We start from the raw sequence: 16,871 nt of genomic DNA, 5'->3' as shown, positions 1-16,871 counted from the left end.
AGGTAGATTATGGATCGCGATGCCGCCGTCAGCTATGTCCACAAATTGCTGGCCACCATGTTGGAAAAAAATGCTTCCGACTTGTATATCACGGCGGATGCCGCCCCCTCCGCCAAAATTGCCAGCGAAATGCTGCCACTGACCACACAAGCTTTGAATGAGCAAAATGCCCGCATGTTGGTACGAGCCATCATGAATGACCGCCAGCTCAAACAGTTTGAGGAAGAGATGGAATGTAACTTTTCCATCAGCCTGCCCGGCAAGGCACGTTTCCGGGTGAATGCCTTCACCCAGCGTGGTTGTGCAGGCATGGTACTGCGGCATATTCCCAGCCATATACCCGGCCTGAAAGACTTGGGTCTGCCACCGGTATTACGCGACATCGCCATGACCAAACGCGGGCTGGTGATCATGGTTGGTGCGACCGGCTCGGGTAAATCCACCACGCTGGCGTCGATGGTCGACTTCCGCAATACCAACTCCAAGGGTCATATCATCACCATTGAAGACCCGATTGAATTTGTCCACCAGCACAAAGGCTGCCTGATTACCCAACGGGAAATCGGGGTCGATACCGCCAATTACGAAATAGCCATGAAGAACACCCTACGGCAAGCGCCCGACGTCATCCTGCTCGGGGAAATCCGTGACCGCGAGTCGATGGATTACGCGATTGCCTATGCTGAAACCGGGCATCTGTGTCTGACGACCTTACACGCCAATAGTTCCAACCAAGCCATTGACCGCATTATCAACTTTTTCCCGGAAGAACGCCGCAACCAGTTATTGATGGATTTATCCCTCAACCTGAAAGCCGTGGTATCACAACGGCTGGTGCGCAAAGCCAAGGGCGAAGGGCGTTTAGCCGCCGTGGAAGTGATGATCAATACCCCGCTGATGGCTGATCTAATCCTCAAAGGCGACGTACCGGGGATGAAAACCCTCACCTCCAAGTCCCGTGAACACGGGATGCGTACCTTCGACCAAGCCCTATTTGATCTGATCGAATCCCGTCAGATTACAGTGAAAGAAGCCCTGCGCCATGCCGACTCTCAAAATGACCTACGCCTGCGCCTCAAGCTAGAAAGCCGCTTTGCCCAAGACAACGACTTTTTCAAGGGTCTGGATGATCTTGCTATCGAACCCATGGAGAATGCCCGCTAATGACCATCATCACCGAAGCTGATCTACGCATCACCCCCTTGCTAAACGTGATGGTCAAACAGAACGCATCTGACCTCTATTTGACAACAGGCGCTCACGCAACCATAAAAGTACGCGGGCAATTACGACACATCAGCCGTGAACCGATGAAGCCGGGTAATATTCGCCAACTAGCAGAAGAAATTCTCACTGCCACTGAAATTGAAGCCTTCTTTGCCGACCGTGAATTAAACAAAGGCTTTTCACTGAAGGGTATTGGGCGCTTCCGCATGAATTTCTACTTTCAGCGCGGCGAAGTATCGATGGTCATCCGTCACATTCGCTCCGACATCCGCAAGCCCGAAGAGCTCAAACTACCCGAAGTGCTAAAAAAACTGGTGATGCAAAAAGAAGGCATGGTGCTGTTTGTAGGCTCTACTGGCTCGGGTAAATCCACCTCAATGGCCTCCCTGATTCAGTACCGCAACGAAAACCACTGCGGGCATATTCTCACCATTGAAGACCCCATTGAGTACACCTTTCGCCACAGCAAATCCATTATCGGGCAGCGCGAAGTTGGCTTTGATACCCTCAGCTACGCCAACGCGATGCGCGAAGCTATGCGGGAAGCGCCAAACATGATCATGGTAGGGGAAGTACGGGATACCGAAACGATGGATGCCGTATTAGGCTTTGCCGATACCGGGCACTTGGTGTTATCGACACTACATGCCACCAATGTCATTCAAGCACTAGAACGTATGCTGTATTTATTTTCTAGCGAAAATAAAAATCGCGTATTGATGGACTTATCACTGAACCTGCGCGGCATTGTGGCACAACGGCTTATTCCCGATGAGAATGACGGCTTACATCTAGCAGCAGAAGTACTAATCAACACCCCCTATGTCGCAGAACTTATCCGTACTGGTCAATTCGGTGAGCTGAAAAGCATTATTGCGAAAGGCGCAGTCGATGGAATGCAAACTTTCGACCAAGCGCTATACCAACTTTACAATGACAACTACATCAGTAAATCCATTGCACTAGAATATGCCGGTTCACGCAACGACCTCGAATGGCAAATCAATTTTGGTCGCAGAGATGAGCTTAACAATACCATCAATCACGATTTACCTGAAATGGCTTGAATTAAACGGAAAGCGTAATAGGGGTACATTCAAATAACCCAATAAATCCGTCAGATTATCCATGCCCTCAACTGGAGGCTGGCGGACATTCAAAATAACACCCGCTAACTGAAGATGGCGCTGTTTAATGGCTTCGGCCACCAATAAAACCTGATTAATGCACCCGACCCGATCTTCTGCTACCAACACAACAGGCAGACCAAGAATTTGCGCAAGATCGGCATTCAACCCATCATTCGCCAACGGCGAATAGAAACCACCTGCCCCCTCCACATGCAAAAACTGCTGTTTATTCCAATGCAGAGGGCATGTAGCCGCAAGATCACGTAGCAACAACGTTTGCTTGGCCATATTGGCCGCCCGTGGTGGCGCAAGTGCTGCCTGAAAACGATAGGGACAAATCGCTTTATCCAACGGTACACCAGCGGCCTGAGCCAGTTGCCCTGCATCCGTCAATGCCTCATCTTTCAACCAGCCTGACTCTACCGGTTTACGCGGAATCACTTCTCGTCCCAACACTCTCAAAGCGTGTATCAATTGCACACCCACATGGGTTTTACCTACGCCAGTGTCAGTCCCAGTAACAAAGATACCCGGCGCATCAAACACGCCAGTAGCCTCTAGCCACTGAGCGAGTGACGGAACAATCATACCCATGCCAGCATCCTCCATTACGTATTTAAATACGTCACTGCAAACGTTCATAATCAGGAGCAGCATAATGGATAGAGTATCAACCTGAAATCAAGTAACAACGCTCGAACCATTCTCAACCTCTAGTTAATACACCTTCTTTATTCGCCACACTAAAGCTGAATACAAGATGATACTAGTAACAATCATCAAGCAATGACCAACATTACGCCGATAAAAGAGTCAGATGATTCTATTCAAAATAGATCAAAGATAAGCATCATTTTAAAAAATAGCCACTTGATATAAACATAAAAAAACCCACAAGAAAAATACCCGTAAATCATGCTTTACCCAAGCCAAGGCAAGCCTACGTTAAGGAAGCTCCAGCAAAATTAAATGAGAAGCTCTTTAAAAACTTATCATTATCCGTAATATTTTACCCCTAGCAACCTACTATTTCTCACGAAAAATACACAGACAAAACAAAAAATAAAATAGTATAACAATCTGATATTAAGGGCGCTTTCTAGGTTACTCACCAACAATACCAAAAAATGATACTTACACCACGCGCCGCCTAGTGATAGATTTATCTTATTGACTTGAACCGTTTTGACTAAATACACTACTAATAGATCAATAATTAATCGACTTTCGATTATGGTCAATAAATTTAACGAATAGATTGCTTGGTAAATAAAAATATGACAATGAAAAGGTTCACTTTTATCGTAGGCGCCTGCCTGCTAATCGCTAATCCTATAGCAGCTATCGCTAAACAAGATTGCAACCCTGACTTAGCCTCATCAACACCAACCCAACGCTTCAATCACAACGATAACGGCACACTCAATGACACTCAAACAGGCTTAATGTGGAAAACGTGCCTAGAAGGGCAAAGAGGCAGTAAATGCAAAGATGGCTCCCCCGAACGGATGCAATGGCAGATAGCAACAAATCGAACGCAACTCACCAATCAACGCAAATTTGCAGGCTACTCTGACTGGCGCCTACCAACGCTAACAGAACTAAAAAGCATCATAGAACAACGCTGTATAACACCAGCCAGCAATCTCGAAGTATTCCCTAACATGCGGGCCGTTAACCTGTGGTCAGGCAACCAGTCTGATCCTAAAGCATGGAGCATGGATTTTACTAAGGGTAAAATCCTCAATAACTTCAAAGGCGCTGGCAATTATGTTCGTCTGGTGCGCGACTCACGGTGATCCCGTCGGTAGCATCAGACTCACCCAATACTGGCTGCTGGTTTCGGTGATATTCAACATCCCCTGTGGGTAGAAACCGAATACCAGCACCAGTATACCCATCAGCAACAGGACACCGAGTTCCCGTTGCTTCAAGTCAGGCGCGTCACGGATAATGTCGTGACGTGCTTCACCCAAAAATGCCTTGCGATAGAAATTAAGGAAATACGCCGCCCCCAAAATCACCACAAACAACACCACCAAACCTGCACCCGTATGGGTTTCCAACACACTCACGATCAGCAAAAATTCCGCCGGAAAACTGCTAGTAGCAGGCATACCAATACTCGCCAAACCTAGGAAGAAAAACAGCGACGCCAACACCGGCATCGACTTCGCCACCCCGCCCAGACTCAACAATTCCGTTGACCCGGTACGCTGATGCAAGAAGCCGGTCAGCAAGAACAGCCCACCCGCAATCAAGGTAAAATTCAACAACTGGAACACGGCTCCCTGAATCCCCTGTGGACTAAACGCCGCTATTCCCAGCACCACCAGCCCCACATGACTCAAGGATGAAAACGCCAGCATCCGCCGCAAACTGGTTTGACTCAACGCCGCCACCGCTCCATACAGCACCCCGATCATCCCCAGCCCCACCAGAACCCAGCGGAACTCCAACGCCGCCTCTGGCACTAATGGCAAGCCAAAGCGTAACAAACCATACGCCCCCACTTTCAACCCCGTCAGCAGAGCCACCGTGGTCGCAGGGCCTTCCTGCGCCACCACCGGCAACCACGTATGCAGCGGAAACAACGGTATTTTCACCCCAAACCCGACCAACAGCAGGAAAAACACCGCCACCTGAATCTCTTTACTACGGCTTCCCTGCAACAACTCGGGATAGGAAAAGCTCATGCCTGTGGAATTATTCAACGCCAACAACACAAACCCCAGCAAGATCGGCAAGCCCCCCGCCAGCATGAACAAACTGTATTTCACCCCCGCATAACGCCGGTTCGCCCCACTACCCCACAAGCTGATCAAGAAAAACAGCGGCAGCAAAGTCATTTCCCAAAACAAGAAAAACAGAATGGTATCCAGCGAAGTAAAAATCCCCATCATGGTACATTCCAGCACCAACAACAAAGCAAAGTACAAACGCGGCATGGTACGGATTGCATTCCACGAGGCCAAAATCACCCCCACAAACAGCAAAGCCGTAAAGGGCAAAAACAATACCGACAGCCCATCCACCCCCATAAAATAAGCGATGCCCAGACTAGGCATCCACGCCGTTTTTTCCACAAATTGGAACCCAATCTGCTGCGAATCAAAGCCCGCCAGAATCACCAACGTCACCCCCAACGTTAGCAACGCCGTAGTCAAAGCCGCCCAACGTGCCTCTTTAGCTGGCATCATCGCAGTCAACAGCGCCCCCAACGGCAACATCAGCACCAACAAGCTTAACCACGGAAAATCAACACTCGTTAAACTGACCATCAGTGACCACCTCTCTGTACTTCGCCCGTATAGTCAGTAAATAACCCCGCCAGCCCGCTGATCGGTTGATCAATTAACGCAATCCACGGCGCAGAATAAAACCCTACCGTAACCGTTACCAGAATCACGATTCCCGCCATCAACTTCTCCGCCGGATAAGCAGGGCTGGTATCCCAACGACTAGTATCCCCACCCGGTGTTGCCAAAAACGCCTGCTGAAAAGCCCGTAACAGAAAACCCGCTGCCACCAAATTTCCCAACGCCGCCGCCACCGTCACCACCGCCCCAAAGCTTTTAATAGACCCTTCCAATACAAAATGCACCGCATCAAACCCCGGTGTACCTGGCATCCCCACAATCGCCAAGCCTGCCACCAAAAATGCCAAGCCCACAATAGGAATATAATCCAGCAACCCACCCAACTTACTCAAACGCGTCGTGCGAGTACGCTGCCACACCATACCCGTCATCAACAGCAAACCTGTAATCGCCAACCCAAAATTCAGCGTCAGCAATACTGCCCCCTGAAACGCCATCTGATGCAAACTAAACAAACCAATCGTCAAAATCCCCGTATGGCTGATCACCGCAAACGCCAATAACTCCCGTAGCGTCTGTTGGCGCATCGCCAAAAATGCCGCGTAAAACACCCCGGTTGCCGCAAATGCCGTCGCCACCACATGCCATTCCCACACCGCATTCGGCAAGATCGGAAACACAAAGCGCAACAAACCGTATACCCCAACTTTCAACCCCAACAAATAAATCGGTGCAACGGCCACATTGCCATGCAACATAAACGCCGGTAACCAACCATGAAAAGGGAACAAGGGAATCCGTATACCCAGCGCATAAAACAACGCAAAGAACACCAGCGTTCCCACCATGTCATGCTTGCCAAACCCCAATTGCGACAACTCATACAGATTAAAACTCCAGCGCCCACCATTAGCATCCGCATAATGCCAGCCCAGCACCAGCGTACCGAACACCATCAGCAACACACTCACCGCCATGAATTGCAGGTAACGCGCCAAGGCGGGCTGCACATCATTGGAGGTTGGCCAACGCTTAATCAAATACCCCACCAATACCATTTCAAGGCAAGACATAGAGGCAAACCACAACAAATCCACCGTCACAAACTGACTAGTCACCACCGCCTGAAGCAACATCATCACAGACAGCATCAAACTCTCATGCAAACGCATCACCAGAATGAAGGCCACACTCAACAAACTAATCAGACTGGTTAACAACACAAACATCACACTGATGCCATCCACCGCCGCGTGGTAATGGAAAGCCCCCAATACCTGCCTATCTTCAGCAAACTGCATCACCCCCGCAGGCTGATGCACATCAAATTGCACATACAAATTGATAGCCAAAAACACCTGCGCCAGTGACATTATCCCACCCAAGGCTACCGCAGCATTGCCGCGCACCCGAATCAACACCAAGCCGGTCAACAAAGGTAGCAATTGCAACGTAGCCAACAAAGGCGTAGGCGCCACCATCTCAACAAAGTTCATCCTAACTACCCTCGGAAAATAACAACCAGCGTTGCCATAATCAGCAACACCAGATAACGTGGCTGAGTTAGCAACCGTTCAACCTTATCGACATAACGCCCCAACGTATCAAGACTCGTCTTAGCCTTACCGCCATCCTGTTGCAGCAGCAAGCGATTTTCAAACCACTCCAGATGCTCCGCTACCCACTGCATCAACTTACCGAACACCCCAGAACCGACGCCGATACTACTTTCCACCCGCAAACGCCCTTGTTGCAACGCCTGCATATCCGCCAGTGTCTCAATACTGCTGTGCGGCCCCGGCGCCCCACTAAGCTTATCCAGAATCTGTCCATCGAATACCTGCGCTTCCTGCGACAATGCCAACGTTGGCTTAGCCAATAACCAGTCCGCCAGCGGATCCAGCCAGAAACGCTGCAAGGCTGCATTATGCAGCCAGCGTTGCCTGCCCAACCACACCGGGGCAGCAGGTGCAGGCTGCCATTGCGTATGCAGCGCGAAAGACGGCGAATGCAAAAACTGATAAGCCCGCCATACCGCGTGCAACAACAAATGCACCAACACCAACGTATACCAGCCAAAGCTAATCGCCACCAACATCAGACCTGTTTGCGCCAAGGTCGCAAACATCAGCGACGTTTTAATGTCGGTTTGCACCATTCCACCCAACCAACCATACAACACTGTCAGAATGCCCAGCACCAGCAACAACCATTGCAGCGCAGGTGCTTGCTCCAGCAGCGGATGAATCCTCAGCAGCAAAAAAATCCCCGCATGAACCATCAACGAACCATAAAATACCGTACTTGAGGGTGTTGGCCCCTCCAACGCCCGCGTGATCCACGCCGAAAACGGAAATTGCGCCGACTTCACCAACGCTGCCGTCAGAAAACCAAGCGCCACCACCCCAATAAACAAGCTCGATGTATCTGTTTGCGTCACCAGCATCACATTCCATTCCGTGGTACCAAACAGCACAAAAGCCATGAATATTCCCAGCAAAAACCCAGCATCACCAATCCGATTGGTCACAAACGCACGGGTAGCATTAGTAGCGGCAGTGCGGCTCTGCCAGTTATAAGCAATCAGCAAATAAGAACTAACCCCCGCCAACTCCCAGCCCACAAATGCCAGCAAGGCACTACCAGACAACGCAATTAACTGCATCGCAGCGGTAAACAGCGCCATCACCATAAAAAAGCGCTGAAACCCCGCTTCCCGATGCAAATACGCCACCGAAAAACGCGTCACCAGCAACGTGATGACCCCTACTAGCGTCGCCATACTCAAGCTCAAAGCATCCAGCATAAAACTGATATTGACGCTATACATAGCACTGTGCAGCCACGACCCCACCACCACATGGCGACTACCCGCCAGCACATATTGCACATCTGCCCACAACACCAGCAACAGGCTCAAGCCACCCGCTGCCTGCAACAAACGGGCAGTGAAACGTTCACTATCTCCCCGCTTGCTCCAACCGAACAAACGATCCAGCACCATCAGCACCAGCGCCAACAAAGGCAGGCCGGGAATCAGCAACAACATCATCTCAGGCATGATTCACCTCCGTCATACCGCGCACCGCCGCAGGCGACAAATGCCCATGATGCCCCGCATACCACTCCCGCGAATGTTGCACTTGCGGCAAGGGATGCACCAAGCCCTGCCATTGCACAAACCCCCGACCGGGCTGGAACACATGAATTTCATTACGCCCCGGCGGTTTCGCCGCCAGCAACACCCAACCATTATCCAACAGCCGCTGCAAGTAAGCATGACGCTGATGAATCGCCCCCAACGTTGCCAATTCCGCCTCCACAATCACCAGCAGCCGCATCGGCTCATGTAACTCCACCATTTGCTGAGCAAGCCCAGTACGCAAATCGCTGGAACCGCCCTCCATCACCCCAAACATTCCCGTCAGGTTGTGGGTCGCTTTGCTACCGGAACCGAAGTAACCGCTTTGCATCCGCGAAAAATAATAATCCATCTGGATACCAACCCCGACCACGCCATTGCCATTCAATTGTGCTTCTAGCAACTTGCCTGCCGGATCGTTGTACGGGTCATAGGAAATCAGGAAGGAACGCCGATCCCAAAACACCCCTTTACTCAAACTACGCGGTCCGATAAACGCCACCGCACACCCCTGATGTCCCAACTCGGCACGCACCTGATCGGGGGAAGCCGCTCGGCCTTCCACATGACGCTTGGCCTGCGCCGGGGTCAAATGCGGGCTGGCCGAGGCAAACTTGCGGCAACGTTCCAAGGATGACTCACAGGCGGCCTGTTCAGTGGCCTGTTGCACCCGCTCGAATACCGCCTGATGGCTGTCAGGTATCAAGTCAGTATCAAACCAGTCAATGTCATCGCTGGTCGTGTCATGTTCACAGGCAATGAACCAGCAACCATCAGGAATGTGAATATCATGCTTCTCAAGCAACTGGATTCGCACTTCCGGCTCATTGCAGATACCCGCAAACGCCCGCGCATTCGGCCCCCCGAAACGCCCGCTACACGCCCCGCAGCCATAACCAAGAATATGCGGATTATTCAAATGGTGTGAACGGTGCGCCATCAACACCACTAAGGGTGCAAATCCACGGGTAAAGCCCGTCAACTGGAGGAAAGCCGCGACTTTGGCGACCTTTTCGGCGGCACTCAAACCGATCTGGTTATGCTCCTTGCTGGGGCATTCCAACACCTCGCTAGCCGTGTAAGCCACACGGGTTTTGAGGGGCAGGCTGGCGCGGTGTTGCCACTTGCCCATGAAACGCTGGTAAGCGGCGGGCATCAAACCGCGCCCCAACAATTCCAGCAACGCAAACGGTGCCAGCAGAGGCAAAGCCAAAGCAGTGCCCAACACGCTGTGGCGCATCCAATGGTTTTTCAGCCCCTTCAGCCGCCTGAGGAAACGCTGACGGCGCTGATGTGCAGGCAACAAGGATTCGGTGCTGCTATCCGGGGTTTCGCGAAGTTCGTGTACTGCCGTCACCACCGGCTGTGCCAGCTTGAGCGGGGCGGGCGCATCCAACCCACGCCAGTTATTGGGCAAACCGAAAACACCCGCAGCGCCCAGTGTTTCAAGGTCAGGGGCGATTTCTTCCAGATGGCGACGCACGCTTTCCTCACGGTCATCCATGCAAAAAATCAGTTGAGCAGCGGGTGGGGAAGAGAGAGCATGAGGAGTATCATCGACATGCTTGTTCAGTACCGCACTGAAGATTTCTTCCTGATAGTGGTGTTCATAGGCTTGCAGCCACAGGTAGCCACTGGTATTGGGGTCATCGAGTTCTTCCAGAATGGCCAGCAAACGCTTGATCCGTTCTGGTTCCAATTGGGCAACACTGGCAGCATCCAGCGCCAAATGTTGCGCCAGATGAAACAAGCGCCATGCCTTGCGGTAAATGTCTGTACCGACCGGGATAACGGTTTGTGGCGCAAGGTTCCACGTCAGAATCTGATGAGCAAGCTGATGCCAGTCTTGCGGTTGGATGTCCTCTTCACTTCCCAGAAACTGCTCGGCGAGTTGCTGCAAGAACTCAGGCAGCGTGGTGTTGTAAGCGTGGTAGCGGACAAAAAACTCGTCCTGATGCTGATGGAAATAACCCCGCAAATTGCTAGTGCTGGCGTTGATTTTCCAATGTTCGCTGGTATATCGACGGCAATACAGATGTTCTAATACCAACCTAACTGCGAGGTAATCTGCCATGCTGACAGGTACTGACAAACCATCATAATCAGGGTTTTTCGAGCGCCAATTGAACATGCCAGACCAGCCCGGCAATTCCAGCGCCAACACCCGCAGGTAGCCAGCCCAATGCTCCCGGTCGATACCGATGCGCATCAACTCTTGATGAATCGTTTCCAGCGGGTCATCGTGCAGAGAACTCAGGTAATCTTCCCAATCATTCATCCCCTCCAGCGTCAGGGTGATGTCATGCAGGGTGGCTTTGCGCCAGTAGGCATAGAAACCCTCCCCCTCTGCCCTCAAACTCGCCACCCCCTGATCCAGCCAGCTTGCCAGATGCCGATCCAGCAAAGGCAACAATTGTTCCATCACATCGACATTCACCAGCTTGTGCAACAGACTGCGCATGGTCAGGGTTTCGCCCACCTGCCCCAGCAAATGATGTAACAGGCGACGGCTTTCGGTATAGATGAAACTTTCCGCATCCGGGATGCTAGCACCGATCTGGCCTTGTTGCTTGATCTGATCCCAGATGCCATTGATATCGGTAAGGCGTAAATTCAGCAAGGCTTCCGGGTGCGGCAAATCGTACTGAAGCTCCAGTTTTTGCAAACACATTTCCCACAAAGTGCGGATAGCGACAGCCTCATTCTGCCCAGCAGCTTCCAGCAGCTTGTCACGCTGTTCGTAAGCCACATCTGCCTGAAAGCGTTCCAGCGCATGATTTTCTTCCACCTGCCAACGCATTTGCTGGAAGCTGATCGCCTTAATGTCCGTCGCCAGTGCGGTAAGGTAAATCTCGCGATCAGCAAACTTGTCCGGCTCACTCGCCAGTACGCTGAAAATGTCATGGCGGTTAATGCGCCCTTCCCGGAAAAAACGCCGGTAATCGCTAGCAGGTAAATAGCCCAGTGAACCACTGTCGGCATGGGCAGCGCGTAACGCCTCCGCAAACGGAAGGTGTTCGTAATGCATCAGCGGATTAAAATGCACAAAATCCTGTAATGGCGCTTGAATCGGTAACACTGCATCCAATGCTGCAATGGCTTCGCGCAATTGTTCGCGCTGTTCGTGGTGTGCCTGACTGCTGTTACTCATAGACTACCCCCTGAAACTTGTGCCATGGTTTCCAGCGCAAAGCGGCTAATGAGTTGCTGCACGGACATATCCACCATGTGTAACAAAGGTTCGGGGTAAAAGCCCAGCAGAAACGTACCCGCAATCAAACCACCTGCCGCGAGCATTTCCAGCGGACGTAAGTCTTCAACCTGCTGCATATCCAACCGTACCGGCCCAGTGTAAAGCTGCTTGACAGTGCGGATACTGTAAGTGGCCGTAATCAGCATACCCAGTGATAACAGCACAATAGACCAACTCCAACGCTCAAAGCCACCGATCAACACATGCAATTCCGCCACAAATCCAGCAGTACTAGGCAAACCCACGCCCCCCACAAATGCAAGAATAATCAGGAAGGCAAAACGCGGCGTTACCTTGATCAGCGAACCGTAATCATTGATGTCGCGGGTATGGGTACGCTCATACAACAAACCGATCAGCATGAAGGTTGCCCCGGCCACCAAGCCATGCGCCACCATCTGATAAACCGCCCCAGTCATGCCATGGACATTCAGAGTGGAAATGCCTATTAGCACCACTCCCATGTGACTCACCGACGAATACGCGATCATTTTTTTCATATCGCTTTGCCGCCACGCCAACAAGCCACCGTAAAGCAAGCCAATGACACCCAAGGCAAACAACAAGCCTTGCAGAGCAAGTGCGGCGGCGGGTAAACCATCAATCGCCCGCAGCAAACCATATGAACCCATTTTTAAGAGGATACCGGACAGCAAAATACTCACAGGACTAGGCGCTTCCACATGCGCCAGCGGCAACCAGCCATGCAATGGAAACAACGGTATTTTCACGCCGAAGCCTATCAACAAACCTGAGAAAATCAGCACCTGTTCGGCGGTACTCAAACCTTTCGCCCCTTGCGCCATCGCCGCAAAGGTGAAGGAATGCTGCGGTGTGGCATCAAATAGCACCAACAAAGCCAACAGCATGAAAATTGAGCCACCCATTGTATACAGCACGAAATTTAACGCAGCCGTCTGACGGTTTTTCCCACCCCATCGGTCGATCAGGAAAAACAGCGGGATCAGCACCAACTCCCAAAACACGTAGAACAAACCCCAGTCCTGCGCCATGAACACGCCCAACGTGGCAGCCTCCAGCAATAACATCAGCAAGTAATAGCCTTTGATGTGATGAGTAATCATGTGGGAAGCCAGTAAGGCCATCAACACCAATACGGTAGTCAGCAAGATCAGCGGAAACGATAAACCGTCCACCCCCAAAGAAAATGACGTACCCAATTGCTTATTCCACACCACACTGGTTTCTAATTGAACCGCTGCACTGGCGAAATTCATCTGACTGGTTAAAATCAGTGTATAAACAAAGGTTAATAACGCCACTGCAATGGCTGCATTACGTATCAGACCGGGGCGTTCACTAGGTAATAGCGCCAAGACACAAGCACCCAAAGCGGGTATTAACAATAATAGGATTAAAGGGTGCTCCATAAGATCCAATACGCCTTAAGGTTGGGTCAGGGGAATGTAGGCGAATGATACTACATAAGTTTGTCATTTTAGGGTAGGTGTTATACGGTGGGGGAATAGATACTCCCATGCCATAGAGATAAGTAAATGCAGTATTCCCGTCATCAATTGGTATTGTTTCCCACCTCCTCTGAAACAACACCACTCACACCTTCGGCATTACATACGTGCTTACGCAAGCTGGGGTTATTAGGGGAAACATTGGGAAAGGGCTACTACACAACAGGCAAGGATTTTCTATCACTGCTGTGCTTTTTAGGGTGCTCGCCCGATATTGAGCTGAAACCACACCCAGATAAAGTATTTTGCTATGTGCAATTACCTGAGAATGAGACAGCGCTGGATTTGCATTTAATCCGCAAACCCACCCTCAACGTGACGAACTGGGTCATTATCGGCAATATTCATGAGGCAGAAGCTGTCCCGGATGCCACCTTGCTCAGTGCGCTGGAGGCCGCATCCGGGGAGCGTTGGAAATACGCTTATCGCTTATTAGCAGATGGCGCTGTCTGTTCCACAGTTTTATCAGCAGGTACGGCACTATAACGTTCGAAACTGCCGTTATCTTCTAGATCCGTGGGTGATTCGCTTGGCTGTAACGCTGCTTCTATTTGCTTGGGTGATGTCGTCATAATGGCGTTCATCGACGCAATATCCTGCTCGGATAACGTCCCTGCTGCCTGACGCAGTTTCAGGGTATTCAGCAAATAAGTGTAACGGGTCTGTGAATAGTCACGGCGAGCGCTGAACACATTTCGCAACGCCGTCAGCACATCAACGGCGGTACGCGTCCCTACCTCAAAACCTGCTTGGGTCGCTTCAGCGGCAGTTTCAGCCGAAGCAAGAGCACGTTGATTGGCTTTTACCTGACTAATGCTGGACTGCACCGTGAGGAAAGCATTACGTGCCTGCTGCTCAGTGGTGCGATTCAGAAAGTCATACTGTTGCTGTGCCTGCCGGAAATTGTGTTGAGCCGCACGGATTTTGGAATCCGTCGCACCACCCGTGTACAGGGGCATACTCACCTGAACGCCAACACTAGCGCCATAGCTTCGTGGGTCTAGCGCCGAATTACTTTGCGTCTCACTGCCTGTTTGCTGGGCTACAAGATCCACGACCGGTTTTTTGGTGGCACGCTGAATATCAATAGCCGTTTGTGCAGACTGGATCGCATGTTGGCTAGCAATGAGTTGCTTGTTATTGGTCTTAGCCGTTTTAACCCATTGCTCAATGTCTGCGGGTGTTGGCATGACAAGAGGCAAATTGGCGGCTGGTGCATTCAGGCTTTGGTAAAAACCACCTGTTAGTACCCGTAACTGCTCCCGTGCCAAATCAAGCTGGTTAACCGCATTGATTTCTTGCGCACCGGCAAGATCATAACGGGACTCTGCTTCCTTAACATCCGTAATAGCCGAACGACCTGCATCAAAATAAGCACGCGTCTGCTCTAATTGACGGCCAATGGCTGTTTTCTCAGTACGGGCAAATTCCAGACTATCCTGTGCCGACAGGAAATTGAAATACGCTTCTGCAACCCGCAAGATAAGCGCCTCACGCTCCGCATCCAAACCTGAACTTGCCTGCGCAATAACCGAATCTGTCTGCTTAACCTGCTCATCCAAGGTTTTATTGTATAGGGATTTGCTCAAACTTAGGCTGTAACTAGCATTACGACTGCTAGAGGAACCATCTGGGTCAAGCAACGAATAATCATAGGTTGTCCGCTGATGACTTTCGGTAATCGAACCAGAAACACCCACCTGCGGCTTGAGTGCAGCCAGAGCTTGCGGCTTACTTTCCAAAGTCGCCAGGTAATTACTCTCCAACGCTTTAAATTGGGCATCGTACCCTTTTGCCTGTTGGTAAACCTGAAGCAAATTTTCAGCCTGTGCCTGTTGAGCAACCAGTGCCAAAGAAGTTGCTATCAAGAATGCCAGTGTCTGTTGTTTCATAAAAACGATTCCAATAATGTAGTTAGCCACATACGGATGCTGCATGTTCATCCAAACGCGAATTATAGCCCTAATTCGTATTAATAGAGTGACATATCATGGTCAACCTCTCGAGCCCAGCGGTCAATACCGCCTGTCAGATTGATCACGTGGAAACCATTACGCTCCAAATAATAACCGGCATGGGCACTACGAATACCATGATGGCAGATTATCAACCACTCACGACTACTATCCAACTGCGCCAAATTTTCTGCCAATTTCCCTAAAGGAAGCAAGATAGAGCCTTCCAAGTGGGCAATATCGTATTCCCACTCTTCCCTAACATCCAATATCGATAAAGATTGAGATGATTTTAAATAATCAGCAAGCTCAGTAGGTGTCCAATGACGCATAATCAGAAGACAAAAGCGTGCTGGGTATCGCTATCAGCGCCCAGTAACGCTTGTAAGCGGGTTTCAAATAAAGGTGTACGTGTAAACTCATCCCCTTCTTCACGCTTAACGAGCAGTGCCTGCATCGCAGAACCACTGCCGACCACGATGAATAAACGTCCACCGGGTGCTAGTTGCTTTTCAAACTGCGGCAGGTAAACGGGAACCGAACCAGTCACCGCAATGACGTCATATTCCTTGCCCGTTCCAGAGTCACGCAAAGCATCTGCTGTCACCAAGGTATGGTTACGCAGCTTCAGGGCAAACAAGCGTTCTTCCGTTTGTCGGATAAAGTCCTCATAAATATCCACACTGTCGACGTGTTTGCTAAGATGAGACAAACAAGCCGTTACAAATCCGCTACCTGTGCCAATTTCTAGACACGTATCTTCTGGGGAAATCGCGAGTGCCTGCAACATCCGCGCCTCTACTCTTGGGAACATCATGTGTTCACCATGCGCCAAAGGTATTTCGATATCAGCAAAGGCGAGGGTTTTATGAATTTTGGGTACAAACAGTTCACGTTGAATGAAACCAAAGGTTTTCAAAACACTCTGATCCAATACGTCCCATGGACGTATCTGCTGTTCGATCATATTAAAACGGGCATGTTCCAGATTCATGTGCAGGCTCCAGACAAAGGGTGGCACTAAGAGTACGGATTACGACGGCATGTCGCAAGTGATTGAGTACTGACCAAAAGCATCTAACACGAGGTTTTTTTATGAAAATGCGAGGAATGCTACTGTTCGGGGGGCTATTGCTGGCAGTGTCGTTGTCAGGATATAGCCGTTCTAATACGGCGGATGCAAAGACAACGCCTTTTCTACAATGTCAGGAACCACGACCTGATATTTGTTACGGAACGTTCGCACCAGTCTGCGCAACCATCAACACCCCAACTATCCGACAAGTAACCTATACCAACGACTGTAAAGCCTGTGCCGATTCTAGGGTACAAGGCTTTACACCAGGAGAATGCA

13 protein-coding genes are annotated in these 16,871 nt (G+C 50.6%); 4 read left to right on the top strand and 9 right to left on the bottom strand.

Annotated elements, in window-relative coordinates; all coding sequences use genetic code 11:
* The first annotated feature begins 9 nt into the window (after positions 1 to 9).
* Positions 10 to 1,164 (top strand): PilT/PilU family type 4a pilus ATPase, encoded by a 1,155-nt coding sequence (locus Q394_RS0113090; protein WP_028489669.1) that lies wholly within the window; start codon positions 10 to 12, stop codon positions 1,162 to 1,164.
* Positions 1,164 to 2,294, top strand: coding sequence for a PilT/PilU family type 4a pilus ATPase (locus Q394_RS0113085; protein WP_028489668.1), 1,131 nt, complete (start codon positions 1,164 to 1,166; stop codon positions 2,292 to 2,294). The genes Q394_RS0113090 and Q394_RS0113085 overlap by 1 nt, the downstream gene beginning before the upstream one ends.
* Here the strand turns inward: Q394_RS0113085 and bioD are convergent.
* Positions 2,277 to 2,951: a dethiobiotin synthase gene (gene bioD / locus Q394_RS20340; RefSeq protein WP_051543429.1), complete on the bottom strand. Its 675-nt coding sequence runs from the start codon at positions 2,949 to 2,951 to the stop codon at positions 2,277 to 2,279. The two genes, Q394_RS0113085 and bioD, sit on opposite strands and share 18 nt — an antisense overlap.
* A gap of 683 nt (positions 2,952 to 3,634) precedes the next feature.
* Between bioD and Q394_RS0113075 the strand changes: the two genes are divergently transcribed.
* Positions 3,635 to 4,156, top strand: a complete 522-nt coding sequence (locus Q394_RS0113075) for an Lcl C-terminal domain-containing protein (RefSeq protein WP_028489667.1) — start codon at positions 3,635 to 3,637, stop codon at positions 4,154 to 4,156.
* Here the strand turns inward: Q394_RS0113075 and Q394_RS0113070 are convergent.
* The 5 genes from Q394_RS0113070 to Q394_RS0113050 are packed head-to-tail and all read right to left on the bottom strand — an operon-like array spanning position 4,148 to position 13,463.
* Positions 4,148 to 5,638 carry a complex I subunit 4 family protein gene (locus Q394_RS0113070; protein WP_028489666.1) on the bottom strand — a complete coding sequence of 497 codons (1,491 nt, stop codon included), beginning with the start codon at positions 5,636 to 5,638 and terminating at the stop codon, positions 4,148 to 4,150. The genes Q394_RS0113075 and Q394_RS0113070 overlap by 9 nt on opposite strands.
* A complete protein-coding gene (locus tag Q394_RS0113065) occupies positions 5,638 to 7,173 on the bottom strand; it encodes a complex I subunit 4 family protein (protein WP_028489665.1) in 1,536 nt (511 codons plus the stop codon). The genes Q394_RS0113070 and Q394_RS0113065 overlap by 1 nt, the downstream gene beginning before the upstream one ends.
* A gap of 5 nt (positions 7,174 to 7,178) precedes the next feature.
* Entirely contained in the window at positions 7,179 to 8,738 is a 1,560-nt protein-coding gene (locus Q394_RS0113060; RefSeq protein WP_051543427.1) for a proton-conducting transporter transmembrane domain-containing protein, read from the bottom strand.
* Positions 8,731 to 11,970 (bottom strand): putative inorganic carbon transporter subunit DabA, encoded by a 3,240-nt coding sequence (locus tag Q394_RS0113055; protein WP_028489663.1) that lies wholly within the window; start codon positions 11,968 to 11,970, stop codon positions 8,731 to 8,733. The genes Q394_RS0113060 and Q394_RS0113055 overlap by 8 nt, the downstream gene beginning before the upstream one ends.
* Positions 11,967 to 13,463, bottom strand: a complete 1,497-nt coding sequence (locus tag Q394_RS0113050) for a complex I subunit 4 family protein (protein ID WP_028489662.1) — start codon at positions 13,461 to 13,463, stop codon at positions 11,967 to 11,969. Before Q394_RS0113050 ends, Q394_RS0113055 begins: the two co-directional genes overlap by 4 nt.
* Before the next feature lie 126 nt (positions 13,464 to 13,589).
* Between Q394_RS0113050 and Q394_RS22470 the strand changes: the two genes are divergently transcribed.
* Complete coding sequence (locus tag Q394_RS22470; RefSeq protein WP_156946869.1) at positions 13,590 to 14,048, top strand: hypothetical protein; 459 nt, start codon at positions 13,590 to 13,592, stop codon at positions 14,046 to 14,048.
* Here Q394_RS22470 and Q394_RS20335 read toward each other — a convergent pair.
* From Q394_RS20335 to Q394_RS0113040, 3 genes are all read right to left on the bottom strand, one after another.
* Positions 13,985 to 15,454: a TolC family outer membrane protein gene (locus Q394_RS20335; protein ID WP_084260472.1), complete on the bottom strand. Its 1,470-nt coding sequence runs from the start codon at positions 15,452 to 15,454 to the stop codon at positions 13,985 to 13,987. The genes Q394_RS22470 and Q394_RS20335 overlap by 64 nt on opposite strands.
* An 80-nt stretch (positions 15,455 to 15,534) precedes the next feature.
* Entirely contained in the window at positions 15,535 to 15,849 is a 315-nt protein-coding gene (locus tag Q394_RS21995) for a rhodanese-like domain-containing protein (RefSeq protein ID WP_084260471.1), read from the bottom strand.
* Positions 15,850 to 15,851: 2 nt separating this feature from the next.
* On the bottom strand, positions 15,852 to 16,511 hold the full coding sequence (locus Q394_RS0113040; protein ID WP_028489661.1) for a protein-L-isoaspartate O-methyltransferase family protein: 660 nt from the start codon (positions 16,509 to 16,511) through the stop codon (positions 15,852 to 15,854).
* Between the last annotated feature and the right edge of the window lie 360 nt (positions 16,512 to 16,871).

It is taken from the genome of Thiothrix lacustris DSM 21227 (assembly GCF_000621325.1).
In the GTDB taxonomy this organism is placed as follows: Bacteria; Pseudomonadota; Gammaproteobacteria; order Thiotrichales; family Thiotrichaceae; genus Thiothrix; species Thiothrix lacustris.
This window is presented reverse-complemented; position numbering and strand designations above follow the sequence as displayed.